This window comes from Streptomyces hiroshimensis, assembly GCF_014650335.1.
GTDB lineage: Bacteria > Actinomycetota > Actinomycetes > Streptomycetales > Streptomycetaceae > Streptomyces > Streptomyces hiroshimensis.
On record NZ_BMUT01000003.1, the window covers coordinates 312,803 to 327,884 of the forward strand.

The 15,082-nt window shown below is 70.8% G+C and carries 14 protein-coding genes; 7 read left to right on the forward strand and 7 right to left on the reverse strand.

Translation table 11 applies throughout. The features are described from left to right. Positions 1-3: 3 nt before the first annotated feature. On the reverse strand, positions 4-357 hold the full coding sequence (locus tag IE241_RS09840) for a hypothetical protein (protein ID WP_190021293.1): 354 nt from the start codon (positions 355-357) through the stop codon (positions 4-6). A gap of 54 nt (positions 358-411) precedes the next feature. After that, entirely contained in the window at positions 412-1,335 is a 924-nt protein-coding gene (locus IE241_RS09845; RefSeq protein WP_190021294.1) for a hypothetical protein, read from the reverse strand. Positions 1,336-1,836: 501 nt separating this feature from the next. Between IE241_RS09845 and IE241_RS09850 the strand changes: the two genes are divergently transcribed. Then, on the forward strand, positions 1,837-2,802 hold the full coding sequence (locus IE241_RS09850; RefSeq protein WP_190021295.1) for an NHL repeat-containing protein: 966 nt from the start codon (positions 1,837-1,839) through the stop codon (positions 2,800-2,802). Here the strand turns inward: IE241_RS09850 and IE241_RS09855 are convergent. Beyond that, entirely contained in the window at positions 2,750-4,978 is a 2,229-nt protein-coding gene (locus IE241_RS09855) for an MGH1-like glycoside hydrolase domain-containing protein (RefSeq protein WP_190021296.1), read from the reverse strand. The two genes, IE241_RS09850 and IE241_RS09855, sit on opposite strands and share 53 nt — an antisense overlap. 263 nt (positions 4,979-5,241) lie before the next feature. On the opposite strand from IE241_RS09855, the gene IE241_RS09860 reads away from it, so the two are divergent. Both IE241_RS09860 and IE241_RS09865 read left to right on the forward strand, forming a co-directional pair. Then, positions 5,242-5,556 carry a hypothetical protein gene (locus tag IE241_RS09860; RefSeq protein ID WP_229899032.1) on the forward strand — a complete coding sequence of 105 codons (315 nt, stop codon included), beginning with the start codon at positions 5,242-5,244 and terminating at the stop codon, positions 5,554-5,556. 31 nt (positions 5,557-5,587) lie between these two features. Further along, positions 5,588-5,977: a nuclear transport factor 2 family protein gene (locus tag IE241_RS09865; protein ID WP_190021297.1), complete on the forward strand. Its 390-nt coding sequence runs from the start codon at positions 5,588-5,590 to the stop codon at positions 5,975-5,977. 91 nt (positions 5,978-6,068) lie between these two features. Here IE241_RS09865 and IE241_RS09870 read toward each other — a convergent pair whose 3' ends face one another. Next, on the reverse strand, positions 6,069-6,479 hold the full coding sequence (locus IE241_RS09870; RefSeq protein ID WP_190021298.1) for a VOC family protein: 411 nt from the start codon (positions 6,477-6,479) through the stop codon (positions 6,069-6,071). A gap of 172 nt (positions 6,480-6,651) precedes the next feature. Then, positions 6,652-7,392, reverse strand: a complete 741-nt coding sequence (locus tag IE241_RS09875) for a TetR/AcrR family transcriptional regulator (protein WP_190021299.1) — start codon at positions 7,390-7,392, stop codon at positions 6,652-6,654. A gap of 58 nt (positions 7,393-7,450) precedes the next feature. Here IE241_RS09875 and IE241_RS09880 point away from each other — a divergent pair, with 58 nt between their 5' ends. Then, positions 7,451-8,314 carry an SDR family NAD(P)-dependent oxidoreductase gene (locus IE241_RS09880; protein ID WP_190021300.1) on the forward strand — a complete coding sequence of 288 codons (864 nt, stop codon included), beginning with the start codon at positions 7,451-7,453 and terminating at the stop codon, positions 8,312-8,314. Between the two features lie 78 nt (positions 8,315-8,392). Here IE241_RS09880 and IE241_RS09885 read toward each other — a convergent pair whose 3' ends face one another. Continuing rightward, a complete protein-coding gene (locus IE241_RS09885; RefSeq protein WP_190021301.1) occupies positions 8,393-9,067 on the reverse strand; it encodes a hypothetical protein in 675 nt (224 codons plus the stop codon). Positions 9,068-9,204: 137 nt separating this feature from the next. Between IE241_RS09885 and IE241_RS09890 the strand changes: the two genes are divergently transcribed. Then, positions 9,205-9,702, forward strand: coding sequence for a hypothetical protein (locus IE241_RS09890; protein ID WP_190021302.1), 498 nt, complete (start codon positions 9,205-9,207; stop codon positions 9,700-9,702). Between the two features lie 54 nt (positions 9,703-9,756). Here the strand turns inward: IE241_RS09890 and IE241_RS09895 are convergent, their stop codons facing one another. Beyond that, positions 9,757-11,262: an AfsR/SARP family transcriptional regulator gene (locus tag IE241_RS09895; RefSeq protein ID WP_190021303.1), complete on the reverse strand. Its 1,506-nt coding sequence runs from the start codon at positions 11,260-11,262 to the stop codon at positions 9,757-9,759. Between the two features lie 155 nt (positions 11,263-11,417). Between IE241_RS09895 and IE241_RS09900 the strand changes: the two genes are divergently transcribed. Together IE241_RS09900 and IE241_RS09905 are read left to right on the forward strand one after the other, a co-directional pair. Then, positions 11,418-14,465 carry an AfsR/SARP family transcriptional regulator gene (locus IE241_RS09900; RefSeq protein WP_190021304.1) on the forward strand — a complete coding sequence of 1,016 codons (3,048 nt, stop codon included), beginning with the start codon at positions 11,418-11,420 and terminating at the stop codon, positions 14,463-14,465. Positions 14,466-14,656: 191 nt separating this feature from the next. After that, entirely contained in the window at positions 14,657-15,082 is a 426-nt protein-coding gene (locus tag IE241_RS09905; protein ID WP_190021305.1) for a hypothetical protein, read from the forward strand.

Here is a 15,082-nt window from a genome sequence, read left to right on the forward strand (position 1 = left end):
TGATCAGCGGCCGTCCGTGCTCGGTGCGTCGAGCGCCTCGGCCACCAAGGAGCGGAGGTCATGCAGCGACGAGGGCAGCCGGGTCAGCAGCCAGCGCTCCAGGGACCGGTCCCGGTCGGTCCGGGACGTGGTCCCCTCGGTCACCCGGCCGGCAAAGACGTGGATCACGCGGTCGGCGTCCGTGACCGTGAAGCCGCGGTAGCCCAGCCCCGGAGACGGGAGCTGGGGCTGGGGCCGGGCCACCGGGCCGGCGGGCGGGAGACCAGCCGTCAGCGCGCAGAATTCCTCGGCGTCCCCGGGATCGAGGCGCCAACGAGGATTGGGGCGACCGCTGAACAGGTCCAGTTCCACCAGCATCGGTCTCTCTTCATGCTCTGCATGCGCTATATGCGAGGCCCGGCCCTCTCACCCTCACCTGATGACGACCGAGCGTCCAGCATAGAAGTACCCGCAGAAATCACGATAACCCCCGCGGTTGCACGTTTCCGGATTCGTGATCCGGTTACCGCTGTTGTCATAGTCGCGGGCCTGCGTCTGGCCGGGCTTGTGCCCCCAGAAATTTCCGCTGTGGAACCTGTACCAGTGGTAATCCTGGCCCGGCCATACAACCAGCGCAGTGAGCCAACGGGGTTTCTCGCTGTCCGGCAGACACTGGAAGCGCCGGACGAAGCCGTCGGCGAAAGCGGCCTGTGTGACGTTCGGACAGGCCATGGTCCCGGTCTGGGCGCCGTGCGCCCGGCCGGGCTGGGCGAAGGTGTCGGTGCGGAGGTTGCGCGCGTAGTTGTAGCAGTTGTTGCGGGGCTGGACTTGCGGGGTGTTCCAGAAGCCGGGGTTGAACTGCCCGAATTCGATGGAGCAGGTGACGGCCGGCCCGGCTTCCTCGACAGTCGTGCGCAGGGGGTGCGCGGGGAGCGCCGGTGACCGGGTCCAGGCCGGTGGCTCGGCCTCGAAGGCGTCGATCTCACCGAGCACCAGCTCGCGCAGGTCATCGCCGAGCGGCGTCTGCTCGTGCTCGGCAAGCCGCGTGTCCGCGTGGCGGGTCATGCCTTCCACGACCCGGCGGGCCAGCTCGGCCGAGCGGCCGACATCACGGGCGCCCAGAGTACCCAGGGCGAAACTGCGGGGTAAGGACTCGGGCCAGGGCTCGTCGTCGCTGACAGCCGAGACCACGACCTCGCGATATCCCAGGCCGTCATACCCCGCCCCGGGTATCCCCACCGCCCCTTCCGCCGCATCGGCCACCTCCGACAACAGACTTCTCGCCGCGCTCTCGTCAGTGATGATCCAGGAGGGGTCGGGACGGCCGGAGAAAATACTGATGTCAATGCGCAGCATGCCGATGCTCCTCAACTGCCGGGGGACTCACACCTCTTGTTGGTAGCAGTGCCCGGTGAACATGGTCAATCGCTTCCACAGAAGTGATATTGACCCCCTCCGATTAACTTCCGGGTCCGCGGTCGATGGATCAGAGAAAACCGGCCCGCTTGATTCTGAATTACCGAACCGATAGCCGTCACCCACAAGGGTGAATCCATCGGATCCGTTGTCCGATGATCCGGTGGCACCGCTTGCATGGACGCGACACCCAACAACCGCACCCATCAGGAGGGCAACTTGGACCGCCGCACCTTCCACCGCCGACTGACGTCCTTGGGCAGCCTCGCAGCGGCCGGGACACTGCTCGGAATGCCGGGCACCGCGACCGCGGTACCGCGGTACCGGAACGTCGCCTCCCCACCGGCGGGGCCCTCCCGGCGGACAGTGGTGGAGTACGAGCTGCCGCCCGCTGAGGAAACGCACGAGATCGTCAAAATGCCGGGTCGTCCGATGGCCCTCGTGTCCCAGATGTCCAACAGCCGGCTGGTGAAGCTCCAGCTGGACGCACGCACCGAGCAGGTGACGGCCGTCAAGGCGTTCCCGCTCGGCTCCTCCGACGCGATGCTGCACGGGCTGGCGGTCTCCTCGCGCCATCCCGGGCGGATCTGGGCCACGCACGAGGGCGCCGACCGGCTGCTCCTGGTGGACCCCCGGGCGGATTCCCTTGAGGCCGCCCCGCGCGTCGAACGTGAGATCGCTGTTCCGGACGGCGGCCGGGGGCCGCACTACGTCAACGAGTACGGCGACACCTTGTGGGTGACCCTGAAGGGAAGCGACCAGGTACTGGCCCTGGACCACACGCGCCCCGGCCGCCACCGCCTCTTCGACGCCGAGCCCCACCCCATCTTCGCCGCACAACACCCCGTCAGCGGGGACTTCTACGTCAGCCAGGACGGCGCGAGCTCGCTCCTGCGCATCGACCCGCACAGCGGACGCACCTCCCAGATCCCCGTCCCGGCGGAGCAGGGCAGCACCCCGGTCGGCCTGATCAGCGGCCCCGGCGGCATCTGGGTGGTACTCCTCGGCACCGCGAAGGCGGGGACCGGCACCTTCGGCCGGATCGACGCGGACGGGCAGATCGCCTGGCACCGGCTGAGCGACCCGCTGGGCCGGTCGGCGTGGCTGTTGCACCTGGCCTTCGACCCGCCGGGCACGGCGCGAGAGCCCGGACTGTGGCTCCTGGCGTCGACGATCGTCTCCGAGCAGGCCCGCGACCTCATCATCCGAGTGCGGTTCGACCCGTCCTGCGCACGCGTCACCGGCGAGGAGTACGCGGCGCTGCCGACACAGCTGTGCAAGGCACACCGCCTGCTGCCGCTGGAGAACAGCGTGCTCGCCACCGAACTGACGAGCGCCAGGGTGGCCCAGCTGATCAGCGCCCGGCACTGCCGATCAGCGGCAGCAGCAGCGCCGCGGACCAGCTGAAATTGGGCGAGCTGAGGGCGGCTCCGCTCAGCGGGTCGTAGTTCTCCATGATCGGTCCGTTGCCGACCAGACCGGCCGCCCTCTCGGTCAGCCTCACGGCCAGTGCGTCCGCGTCGCGGCCGAATCCGTAACGGCGCATCCCGGTGATCGCGAAGTACGCCTGGTCGAGCCAGACGGGGCCGCGCCAGTACTGCCGGGCGGCGAAGTACGGCGAGCTCCTGGAGACCGTCGGCAGAGGCATCGCGGTGGCGAACTCGGAGGGCTCCAGGAGCCGTTCGCGTACGGCGGCGGCCTGTGCCCGGGTCGCGACGCCGCTCCACAGCGGGATCACACCCTCGATCCCCCTGCCCCGGTCCGTCAGCCGGGTGCCGGAGCCGAGCGCGGTGTCGTAGAACCAGCCGGTCGCCGGGTCGTACATCCTCTCCCGTACGGCCCTGCCGGTGGCGGCTGACTTGGCCCGCCAGCCGTCGGCGACCGCCCGCTTCCCCAACTCCGCGGCGATCCGGCCAAGATGTTCCTGGTCGACGGCGAGATAGGCATTGAGGTCCACGGACTCCTGGGTCAGCGAGTAGCCGATCATCTGCCCCGAGCCGTCCCGGTTCGGCACGACCGAGGTGCCCGGCGCGGCGTCGAACCGGGGCGCGTTGTCCATCCCGCTCTCCCAGGCCGCGGCCAGCCGTTGCTCCCCGGGCGAGCCGTTGGCGGGGTCCACGGTCGCGCCGTACTCCGCGAGCCCGTTGTGGTCATGGTCCCGGTTTCGATACCACCACTCCTGGTACGCGGCCAGCTTCGGGTACACCTCTCGCAGGAAGTCCTTGTTCCCGCTCCGCTCGTAGACCTGCCATACCGACCAGGCGCCCAACGGCGGCTTGCTGTTCCGCTCGTTCCAGTTGGTCCCGCCCCGCTGCGGGTCGTTGTAGAAGACGGTGTCCGGGATCATCCCCGCGTCCTGCGGGCGGGTCGTGGAGCCGGGACGTATCTGGTGGTCGAGCACCGAGCGGATCTGCGCCTCGGCGAGCCCCGTGTCGAAGCGTGCCGTGCCGACCGCCTGCTTCCAGGTGTCCCAGGCCCAGAAGCCGCCGGCGAACCACTTGTACGAGAGGGACGGCGTGATCCCGTCGTGTGCGAGGCGTCCGGCGGCGCTGCGCCAGTTGGTCACCAGCGTCTCCAGGGCCTTGACGGCGAGCCGCCGCCGACCGGCCGGCACCCCGGCGGTCACGCCCTCGACGTACCCGCGCCAGCGGGCGTCGGCCGCCCGGACGGTCCGCGCCGGGGCGGCGAGCACCCGCCCTACCTCACCGGCTTCCGCGGTGCGCTCGGCCTCCGTGAAGGTGTAGCTCTCGGTCCAGTCCAGGGAGCGGGCCGCGCCGGGCGCGAGGGTGAAGGGCGCGGCCAGTTCCGTACGGTAGGAGTCCCCGTCGCCCGACACGGTCGTACGCACCGGGTCCCGGTGCCGGACCTCGAACCGTTCGGTGCCGTCGGCGAGGAAATCGTCTGCCGCACGCACCTTGGCGAAGTCGACGGCGACGCCCCGGGGCGCGACGGCCAGCGAGGGCGCCTGCCTCATGGGCGCTGCGGCAGGCCGCAGCAGACTCCCGGCCCAGCCGGCGCCGAGGGTGCGCGGGATGCGGCCGGTGTTGCGCACCACGGCCGCTACCAGCGCAGTGCGGTGCGTCGCGTACCGAAGCTCAAGGGTGAGCCGGAGGCCGCCGCCGAGGTCGTAGGCCTGGGCCAGGGACCCGGGCCGGGAGGTGAAGCGCGGCGGGCCGCCGCCGGCAAGGTCGAGCGCGCGGCCGTCCTCGCTCAGCCGGATGCGGCTGAAGGAGGTGCTCAGCCACCAGGGGTACTCCTGCGCGATGTAGAGGGGGCCGGTGAATCCGCCGTAGCCGCCCGGGGCGTCCGCCGCCGGCAGGGCGTAGGCGTGCCAAGCCCCTCGGTCGGCGAAGACGTTGATCGGGTTGTTGTCCTTCTCGTGTCCGGGAAGCGCCGCCGTCGGGGTGCCCCGTAGATCGAGCACGTCGTCGTAACGGTTGCCGTTGCCGTAGCCGTTGCCGGCGCAGTCGTAGTTCAGGGCGGCCGTCCGCCGGGGTGGGGCGGCAGCCGACGGCGGGACGCAGGCGGTGGCCACGGCCAGGAGGAGAGCGAGGGCGAACAGGGTGCACGGGTGCGGGCGCATCGGCGAACTCCAGTTCTTCCAAGAGCCGGGGGGCGGGATCCGACGAGGGTGTTCGGCAGCATGAATCAAGCGCAGCGTCCGCATCACGCGATTCACCCTCTCCGGCCGGAACTCGCCCCCCCTGCCGACGGATCAAGAACTCAGGACACCGGAGGTGTGAACCTTCCTTTGCCGGTCTCACGGCCCGGCTCACCTCTCGCGGGAGCGCTCGAGGCCGCTTAGCCTGAGATCAGGGGTTCCTCGAGTGGAGAGGGAGCCTGGAGATGCATTTCGTTCTGCTCGCGACCCACACGCCGGACATCTGTCCGACCGCCAACGCGACGACACGCGACCTGATACTGAAAACCGCTCCTGAGATACCGAGCCTCGCCCAGCAGGCAGGCGTCGACATCGTGGCCGGCCCCTTCGTCAACCGCGAGCACACGGTTGTCGTGGTCGTGCAGTCCGACAAGGCCGAGTATGTCGACCGTTTCCTCAGGGAGGCTCGTCTCTCCCAGTGGAACAGCGTTCATGTGCTGCCATCGCTGACCTTGGAAGAGGGTCTCACCGAGATCCGAGCACAGACGCCGATCTTCTGACCCGCCCGCTCAGGCACGGAGAGGTGTTTCGGTGGTCACCGATAACCGGAAACTGATCGAAGGAGCGTACGAAGCCTTCGGGGCCGGTGACACCCCCGCAGTGCTGCAGACCTTCGCCGAGGACATCACCTGGCACGTTCCCGGACGCAGCCCGCTCTCCGGTGACTACAGAGGGCACCAGGAACTCGTCGGATTCTTCGGGCGAGTCATGGAGCTGTCCGGAGGCTCGTTTCGCATTCGGATCGACGACGTGCTCACGAGCGAATCACGGGTTGTGGTCCTGTGTACGGTCAGCGCGGAGCGCAGCGGTCAGGCGTGGTCTTCGCCGGAAGTGCACGTCTGGGAGATGGCCGACGGCAGGGCCGTCGCGTTCCGCGAGTTCCAGGGGGATCAGCAGGCCGAGGACGATTTCTGGTCGTGAGCGGCCGGCCGGAAGAAGCAACGCGCTTCTCCCGGCTCCCCCGTTTCCTCACCAGACCGGCCGACGCCGGCCGCATCAGGGCTCCGAACGGTCAGCCATCGTCACGGCTCTGCCAGGCTGCGCGCTGGCGCAGCGAGATCCGGTTGCCGTCCGGATCCACTGCCTCGATGCGGATCCCGAACCCGTAGTCCTCCGGTTCGGGCTGGTCGAATGTCACACCGCGGTCGCGAAGCACCTTGAAGTCTGCCAACAGGTCGTCCGATTCGAGGAAGACCGGACCGGGCGTCGTGCCAGGCTCCAGCTCGGCCGGCTGCCCCGCGGCCGCAGCCTCCGGCCAAAGGATGATCTCGAGTGGAGCGCCGGGGACCCCCACAGTGAGGAAGCGTCCGTCGGAACCGGGGTAGTCGACGCGCTTCTCCAAGCCGAGCTGCTCCGTGTAGAAGCTCAGCGCGCGGTCCTGATCAGTGACATAGAGCGTCACGTACATGATGTTCGTCAGCATCGTGTCGTCCTTCCGTCTTCCATCTGTCGGTCTGTGTCACTTCACTGACGGACCCCGACGGAAGAATGTGACGGACGGACGAAGAAAAATTGCCGACCGGCGGCAGCCTCGAGGATCACCGGGCCCACTCTGCAGGCTGACTGCGCCCCACGGCGGCGGGGTGCGCCCCCGCCTACTCGGCTGCGCTGTCGGCCCTGCCGGCGCTGTAGCCCCGCAGTAGTGCGCTCAGGATGCCGGTCAGCCGGGGGGCGACGTCGACGACGGCGTGGGCGAGATCCGGGTCCGACTCGTAGAGGCGGCGCAGTTCGGTTCCCGGGGCGGCCATCTGCCACAGGGCTCCTGCCATCGCCGTGGCCGTGGCGACGACGTCGCCGGCCTGCGCCGGGTTCAGCGCGGCCACCCGGCGCAGCGCCTCGCCCACGGCCGCGACCTCGGCGATGGCGATCAGCTTGAAGGACCGGACGCTCTCCAATGAGACGTTGCGCTCCAGGGTCATCGGCGTGTGGGCGAGCAGGTCGCAGAACAGGGGTCGCGCGACCAGCGACTCGGCCAGCACGCCGGCGGCCGCATGCAGGCGAGCCTCCAGGTCCACGCTGTTCGCGGCCCGCGCAGAGTCCTCGCCGTCCGTGCCGGGCGAGGTGGCGGCGAGCTGCTCGCGTACCGCCTGCGACCACTCCACCCACCCGGCGGCGGCCAGGCGAAGGAAGATCTCTTCCCGGGTCTCGAAATAGCGGAGCATCGCCGACTTGTGCATGCCGACCTCTGCGGCGATGTCGGTCAAGGTCACCGATCGGATGCCGTTCGCCGTGGCCAGGCGGGTCGCCGCGTCCAGGATCGCGGCTTCGCGGGCGCGCTTGGCCTCGGGGCTCCGGGCTCTTGTGGGCTGACTGCTGGACTGACTGCGGCTGGCCATACGGACATCCTAACGCAACGAGGTTGCACTATTAACGCAACCATGTTTTGCTACCTGCATGGCAACCCAAACGTGGTTCATCACCGGTTCCTCCCGCGGCATCGGCCGCTCCCTCGCGGTCGCCGCCCTGGAAGCGGGCGACCAGGTCGCCGCCACCGCCCGCAGGCCGGAACAGCTCGCCGACCTGGTCGAGCGGTTCGGTGACAAGGTCCTCCCGGTCGCGCTCGACGTGACGGACGCCGAAGCGGCCACGGCCGCGCTCGACGCCGCCCGTAGCCGCTTCGGCCGCATCGACGTGGTCGTCAACAACGCCGGCTATGCGAACGTCGCCCCGGTCGAGACGGCTCCGGAGGACGACTTCCGCCGCCAGTTCGAGACGAACTTCTGGGGCGTGTACAACGTCTCCAAGGCGGCCCTGCCCCTGATGAAGGCGCAGGGCGGCGGCATCGTCGTCCAGTTCTCCTCCATCGGCGGCCGGGTGGGCGGCAGCGCCGGCCTGGGCTCCTACCAGGCCGCCAAGTTCGCCATCGACGGCCTCACCCGCGTGCTCGCCACCGAGACCGCGCCGTTCGGCATCCGCTACCTGGTCGTCGAGCCCAGCGGCTTCGCCACCGACTGGGCGGGCGCCTCCATGGACGTCCAGGACATCCCGCCGGAGTATCAGGCGACCGTCGGCGCCTTCCACGACCGGGCCCGCAGCGGCCGAGCCGACGGCGACCCGGACCGCGCCGCCGCGATCCTCGTACGCGTGGTCAAGCGCGACCGCCTCCCCACCCACCTGCCCCTGGGCGCGAACGCGTCCCGGATGGCGCTTGCCTACTCGCAGCAGCAGATCGCCGAGGCCGAAGCCTGGCAGGCCGCCTCCGTCTCCGCCGACTTCGGCTCGCGGTACCCCGTCGAGCTTCCGGCGGACACCGAGTAGACCGGCCGCTACGGAGTGTTCAACCTGACCGACAAGCGGCTGGACATATACACCAACGCCGACTGCACAGGCGCCGCCTCAGCTGACGAACTCCTCGTCCCCGTAGCGCACTTCGGCCGTCTTCCAGTCGACGCCGAGAGCCTTCGTGAACTTCCGGGCCAGCGGCAGATCGGCGAGCGGGGCGACCAGGATGAGTCGCCCGTCGCGGGTGACCGATCCGCCGCCGAGCTTGTCGCGGGCCTCGGGGTTCGCGATCAGTGCGTCGTGGAGCCTGGTCGCGGAGACGCCGGGGGCCTGGATCTCGACCGCGTCGGTTTCCGGGGAGGTGTGCGGCAGACAGCGGAAGGCCAGCACCGACTCCTGGTGGTACTGCTTCGCGATGACGCCGGCGATGTGGTGCAGCCCCTCCCTGCCGACCTTGTTCACATCGAACTCGCGCGAGCGCTCATAGGTGGCCTGCTTGAGGTCGCCGGACCAGAAGACACCGTCGAGGAGCTTCGAGGCGCCGGGCCTCGCGCCGTTGGCGTGGATGATCCCGCGCACCTCGTGCTCGAAGCGCGTCAGGCGGGTTTTGAGCCGGGGGTCCGCCGGATCCGTGATGATCGCGGTGTTGTTGGTGGCGAAGATCTCCCCCGCCGGGCAACCGTGACGCGCCGCGCTCGCCTGGGCGCTTCCCGCGCCCGAAACCCCCAGTGTCAGGGCTGAGACCATGACCAGAATACGCAGCTGCCGCCGCACGATGGCGTTCTTCATACGGTGCCCAACGAGCCTTGGGGGAGTTCGTTGCGCCTACTGCAGGGCCGGTCGGCTGTCCGCACCCTGGCCTCCCCCACCTCACCGTTTATCTTTCGTTGAATTCTCTTTCACCGATGCACGACACGCTCACCGTCATGACATCCACGAGCACGAAGCGTCCTTCGACAGCCCGCCGCCTCACCGCTCTCGCGGCATCCGCGGTGGTCGCCACGGCCGGACTGCTGTTCGCCGGCGGCACGGCCCACGCAGAGATCAACCCCGAGCACACGGCCATCTGGAACGACGAGCCCCTCTACGGGGACTGGCACCTGGACAACGGCCCCGCCAGGCTCATCATGCAGAAGGACGGCGACCTCGTCGTCTACGTCAACGGCGGCCTCCGCTGGAAGAGCAACACCGTCGGCTGCGGCTACAAGACCGTGATGCAGACCGACGGGAACCTCGTGGTCTACGCACAGGACGGGCACGCCTGCTGGGCCAGCGGGACCCGGCGGGGCGATCGCCCCTACCCGGTGAAGCTCTTTCTCGATTCCAGCGGATCCCTGATCATCTACGGTGACAACGGCAGATGGTGCGAGAGCACGGCCCCGTACAGCACGCCCCTCTCCTGCGACGTGCTCTGGAGGTCGTGACACCCGCGCCCTCGCTCACGCACCGGTCGTCCGTCACCGGTCACCGGTCATCCGTCATCCGTCATCCGTCATCCGGTCGACCATGCTCGCCAGCGACCAGTGCGGCCGGGCGGCGAGTCGTGCCGCCGTCGTGCGCAGCAGCGCCGGGTGGCGTCGGCACGCCTCGGCCAGGGCCCGTGCGGCACCTGGTTCGGCCTCGACACGTGAGGGTCCGAGCGCATGGACGAGCAGGCCGAGTGCGTCCTCCGGGGAGAAAGCGCCCAGGGGAAGCCACCGGGCGCCGGGCAGGAGCCCGGTCCCGGTGAGCGCCCGGCCGGTGATCATGGTGGCGCATCCCGGGTGCCGGGGGATCAGCGGGCGGATGCCGTCGAGGTCCCGCACGTCGTCGAGCACGACCATGACCCGGCGCCCTTCGAGCGCCGTCTGGTAGGCCGCGGCCATGGCCGTCTCGTCATCGGGCACGTCTCCGCCGAGCGCCCGGATGAAGGCGGCGAGAACCCGGCCGGGAGGGACCGGCAACGCGTGCGGACCGGTCAGGCCGGCGTAGAGCTGACCGTCGGGGTAGAGGTCGCGCAGCCGGTGCGCGACGTGGACGGCGAGGGCGGTCTTCCCGGTCCCGGCGGCTCCGTGGACGACCACCGACCGCCCGGTGACCCGGTCCACCGGCCGCCCGGTGGCCCGGCCGTCGGGTGCCAGGGTTTCCAGGAGCAGGCCGGCTTCGGCGGTCCGCCCGGTGAAGTCACCGGTGTCGGCCGGCAGGTGGCACGGGCGGACGGGGCCGCGGGGCCCGGGCCGGGCGGGCACGGCGGGGCTGCCGAGGATCTCCCGGTGCGCCCGCTCCAGCTCGGGCGCGGGGTCGAGGCCGAGCTCCTCGGCCCGGGCCCGGGCCCGGTCGTAGACGGCGCACGCCTCGTCACGCCGGCCGCTGCGGAAGAGAGCGAGGACGAGCAGTGACAGTACCTGCCCGGAAGCGTCCGGGGCCTCCGCCAGAGCGGCGATCTCCGGCAGCACCTCAGCGTGCCGGCCGCGGGCCACGTCGATGGACAGGCGCGCCTCCAGGGCTGCCGTGCGGCTGACCGCCAGTCGCTGCCGGATCCGCCCGGCGAGCGGGCCGGGTACCCCCTCCAGGGCGGTCCCGTACCACAGGCCCAGCCCCTGGGTCAGGAGTGTGTGGGCACCGTCCGGATCACCCTTCCTGCGGGCCGCCGCAGCCGCACGCACGGCGTCGTCGAAGCGGTGCATGTCGACGGCCCCGGCCTCGACCGACAGCCGGTACCCCTCACCGGCCTGGAGCAGGATCGCGCCGCCACCGTCCGGCGAGAGGGCCGGCAGTTGTCGGATCCGGTAGACATGGGTCGCCAGGACCCGCTTCGGGCGGGCCGGCCAGTGCTCATCGTCCTCTCCCCATACGGCGTGCAGGAGCTGAGTGGTCGTCAGCGGCCTGCCCCTGGCCACCAGCAACGCCGCGAGGACGGCCTGCTGCTGGGGCCGCCCCGCGGGAACCTCGGCGCCGTCCCGTCGTATGCGCAGCGGTCCCAGCGTCTGGAATCGAACCGTCACCTCTCGCCCCAAGTCAGCTGTGTCACCGCGGCGTTGTGGACAACCGGCATGCCATCACACATACGCACCTTACGCACCGCACGCACCGCACGCACTGCACGCACCGCACGCACGCACGCCCTATGAAACTCAGTCCGTGAGAGAGGAAGCAAGCCATGGAGACGCACGGGGATCCCCATGCGGAGCGTCGGCCGTCCGAGGCAGTGGCACCGGCGTTCCGCTTCTCTCTGCTGGGCCCGGTCCGCGCCTGGCGTGACGGCGCGGAAATCTGCCTGGGCAGGCCTCAGCAGCGCGAGGTGCTCGCCGTCCTGCTCGGCGCCGCGCGGCGGACGGTGTCGCTGCCCCTGATCGCGGAGGGTGTCTGGGACGAGGCGGACCGCCCGTCCCGGCCGAACCAGTCCGTCCGCACCCACGTGTACCGGCTGCGCGGGGTGCTGGGGCACTCCGCCGAGACGCCGCTGCTCGTGACCGTCGGCGACGGCTACGCGTTGCGCGTGCCGGCCGACGCCGTGGACACCTGGGAGTTCGAGCAGGCGGAGGCGGAGGCCGGGCGTCTCCGGGCCGCCGGAGGCACGGCCGAGCAGGCCAGGGACGTCCTGGCGGGCGCACTCGAACTGTGGTCGGCCGAGCCGCTGGCCGGCCTGCACGGGCCGCACGCCCGGGCGGAGCGGGACCGTCTCGGCGCCGTCCGGCAGTCGCTGCTGGAGGCCCGCCTGGAGCTCGATGCGGAGATCGGGGACCGGCCGGACCTGCATGCCGAGGCGGGCGACCTGGTCATCGAGTATCCGGCCAGCCAGCGGCTGCGCGGCGTCCAGATGCTGGCGCTCTATCAGGCGGGCCGGCAGGCCGAGGCGCTGAGCGTCTACGAGGACACCCGGCGGTTCCTGGAGGCCCGGCTGGCCCACCTCCCGCCGTCCGAGCACAGGCCGTGCGCGGCCCTGCGGGAGCTGCACCAGCGGATCCTGCGCGCGGAACCCGCGACCGGGGCCGGGGTGCCGGCCCGAGCGGCCCTCACCGCGGAGGGCGTACCGGGGACCCACCGGCTGCCCCCGGGAATCGACGACTTCACCGGGCGCAGCGAGGCGGTCGGCGCCCTCACCGGCATGCTCACGCACCCCGGGGCACAGGCCATCGTGATCTCCGCCGTCAACGGCGTTCCGGGCGTGGGCAAGACCGCCCTCGCCGTCCACGCGGCGCGACAGGTCGCCGAGCGCTTCCCGGACGGGTACCTGTACGCGGATCTGCGCGGCGCCGACCGCGAGCCCCTGGCTGCGCAGGCGGTTCTGGTGTCGTTCCTGCCCGTCCTGGGCGTGGTCGACGGCGAGATCCCCGCCGACGCCGACGAACGCATCGCCCTCTACCGCTCACTGATGGCGGAACGCCGGGTCCTGGTGCTGCTCGACAACGCCGCCTCCGACGACCAGGTGCAACCTCTGGTGCCCGGGTCGGGGCGCAGCACCGTCCTGGTGACCAGCCGCGCCCGGCTGACCGGCCTGACCGGGGCACAGCACCTGCGGCTCGATGTGATGCCGCCCGGGGAAGCCGTGGAGCTCCTGGGCCGGATCGCGGGCGAGCGCCGCTGCGCGGCCGAGCCCGAGGCTGCCGCGGACATCGTGGCCGCTTGCAGCCGTCTTCCGCTGGCCATCCGGGTCGTCGCCTCGCGCCTGGCAGCGGAGCCGGGCACGCCCCTCTCCGCCATGGTCCGCAGGCTCGGTGACGAACACCGGAGGCTGGGTGAGCTGTCCACCGGTGAACTCGCCGTGGAAGCCACCTTCGAGCTCTCGTACTCCAAGCTGTCTCGCGAACAGGCCCGTGCCTTCCGTCTGTTGTCGGCCGTGGAGGCGCCGGACCTCGGCCTGCACTGCGCCGCCGCGCTCCTCGGCCGGGACCCGAAGAGCACCGAGGACCTCCTAGAGTCCCTGGTCGACCTCAATCTCGTGGAGTCCCGGCGGATGGGCCGGTACCACTTCCACGACCTGATGCGGGTCTTCGCACGGGCCAGGAACGCCCGTGACGGCTCCCCCGCCGGGACGTCCGGGGCCTTCGCCCGGCTGCTGGACTTCTGCCTGGCCACCGCACGTACCGCGGATGCGGCCTCGCACTCCGTGGACCCCGCGGAGCGCCGGCTCATCGACGTGCCGGTGACCGCGGCCGGCCTGCGCTTCGGCAGCGCGCAGGCGGCGACCGACTGGATGCACGAGGAGATACCCGTCCAGCGGGCGCTGATCGACCGCGCCTGTGCGGACGAGTCCCTGCCGCTGGCCCAGGCGGCCGACCTCGTGGACAAGCTCAACAACGTGCTGCCCGGCACGGCCCACCAGACCGGCGTGATCGACCAGGCCGGGCACGTCGCCGCGGTGGCAGCGGCGCGCGGCGACCGGACGTCCGAGGCCCTCGCCCGCTACGTGTGCGGCAACGCCCTGTGGCACACGAACGCCTTTGCCGAAGCCGAGTCCGAACTGCGGCGCTCGATCGCGCTGTGCGACGACGCGGGCGACGCCGGCGATGCGGGCGATACGGAGGGTACGGGGAGTACGCGGGACGCGCGGCTGCGGGGCTGGGCCCACCTCACCCTGTGCGCCGGCGCGCGCGTCCGAGGCCGGACCGACGAGGCGGTCGAGCACGGCGAGGCGGCCGTGCGGCTCTTCCGCTTCTCGGGCGCCGGGACCGCCGAGGGCACCGCACTGGGCGAACTGGCCTTCAACTACGCCCGGCAGGCGCGACTGGCCGAGGCCCGCACCGCGGCCGAGCGGGGCGCGCGCCTGGTGGGGCGAGAGCCCTCGGTGTCCAAGGCGATCGGCCTGTACTACCTGGCCCGTGTGCTGCGGCTGTGCGACGACCTGGGCGGGGCGCTGCACCGCGCCCAAGAGGCGCTGGAGCTGTTCCGGTCCCTGAACGTGCCGGCTTTCGAAGCGGCCACCGGCGCCCTGATCGCCGACCTCCACGTCCAGGCGGGCCGGCACCGCCTGGCGGCGGATGTCGCCGAGACCTTCCTGCCTGTGGCCCGAAGGACGAGCGGCATACTCGAGGCGAGCCTGCTGCGGGCTCTGGCCCGCGGCCTGGTCCACCTCGGCCAGCGGGCAAGGGCCCGTACCTGCCTGGAAGCCGCGCTGGGGCTGTTCGAGCAGCGACAGGCGCAGGCGGACGCCGACCAGACGCGCGCCCTCCTCATGGACCTCATGGACCTCACGGACCTCCGGTGAGAGGGGACCACGGGTGCGAGCGAACCACAGGTCGGCCGCGGCGTTGACCGTCTGTTGAACAGCCGTGCGCCAGGATCGCAGCGTTCGAAGGGCGGTCCAAGTCCCGATGCGAGTGGACTGCGGCCCGTGCCTTCTCCACCTCTGGAAACCGGACGGCCCATGCCGCCGGAAGACTTCCCAGGAGATCCGAAGTGACCAGAATCCTCGCCCGTACCGCCGCTGTCGCCGCACTGGTGACCGCCGTCGCCATTCCTGCCGCCGGCAGCGCCAATGCGGCATCGGACGTCGCCGCGTCCGGCCGCCAGACCGTCGAGCGGGTAGCCAAGTTCGCCGACCAGCCCTCGTCGTGGGCCAGCAAGAACGGCGGATACATCCAGATCAACTGGACGCCTCCGTTCAACGTCGGCAAGTACGACTGGGTGGGCCTGTACAAGAGGGACCCCAACGCGATCGGTCTCGACAACTACGAGACGTACCAGTGGGCGTACGGCCGCGGCACCTCGTACCTCACCTCGACCCCCGCGGTCAGCGGCGACTACTGGACCGCCTACATCTCCTACGACTACGCCTCGGGTCAGTACCGCATCATCGAGTCCCACAAGACCCACATCGACTGA

What these genes read in the sequence shown, in the direction of transcription:
- IE241_RS09855 (WP_190021296.1), bottom strand. Translation starts at nt 4,978, where the DNA reads ATGCGCCCGCACCCGTGCACCCTGTTCGCCCTCGCTCTCCTCCTGGCC.
- IE241_RS09880 (WP_190021300.1), top strand. Translation starts at nt 7,451, where the DNA reads ATGGCAACCCAAACGTGGTTCATCACCGGTTCCTCCCGCGGCATCGGC.
- IE241_RS09860 (WP_229899032.1), top strand. Translation starts at nt 5,242, where the DNA reads ATGCATTTCGTTCTGCTCGCGACCCACACGCCGGACATCTGTCCGACC.
- IE241_RS09900 (WP_190021304.1), top strand. Translation starts at nt 11,418, where the DNA reads ATGGAGACGCACGGGGATCCCCATGCGGAGCGTCGGCCGTCCGAGGCA.
- IE241_RS09845 (WP_190021294.1), bottom strand. Translation starts at nt 1,335, where the DNA reads ATGCTGCGCATTGACATCAGTATTTTCTCCGGCCGTCCCGACCCCTCC.
- IE241_RS09870 (WP_190021298.1), bottom strand. Translation starts at nt 6,479, where the DNA reads ATGCTGACGAACATCATGTACGTGACGCTCTATGTCACTGATCAGGAC.
- IE241_RS09875 (WP_190021299.1), bottom strand. Translation starts at nt 7,392, where the DNA reads ATGGCCAGCCGCAGTCAGTCCAGCAGTCAGCCCACAAGAGCCCGGAGC.
- IE241_RS09840 (WP_190021293.1), bottom strand. Translation starts at nt 357, where the DNA reads ATGCTGGTGGAACTGGACCTGTTCAGCGGTCGCCCCAATCCTCGTTGG.
- IE241_RS09885 (WP_190021301.1), bottom strand. Translation starts at nt 9,067, where the DNA reads ATGAAGAACGCCATCGTGCGGCGGCAGCTGCGTATTCTGGTCATGGTC.
- IE241_RS09890 (WP_190021302.1), top strand. Translation starts at nt 9,205, where the DNA reads ATGACATCCACGAGCACGAAGCGTCCTTCGACAGCCCGCCGCCTCACC.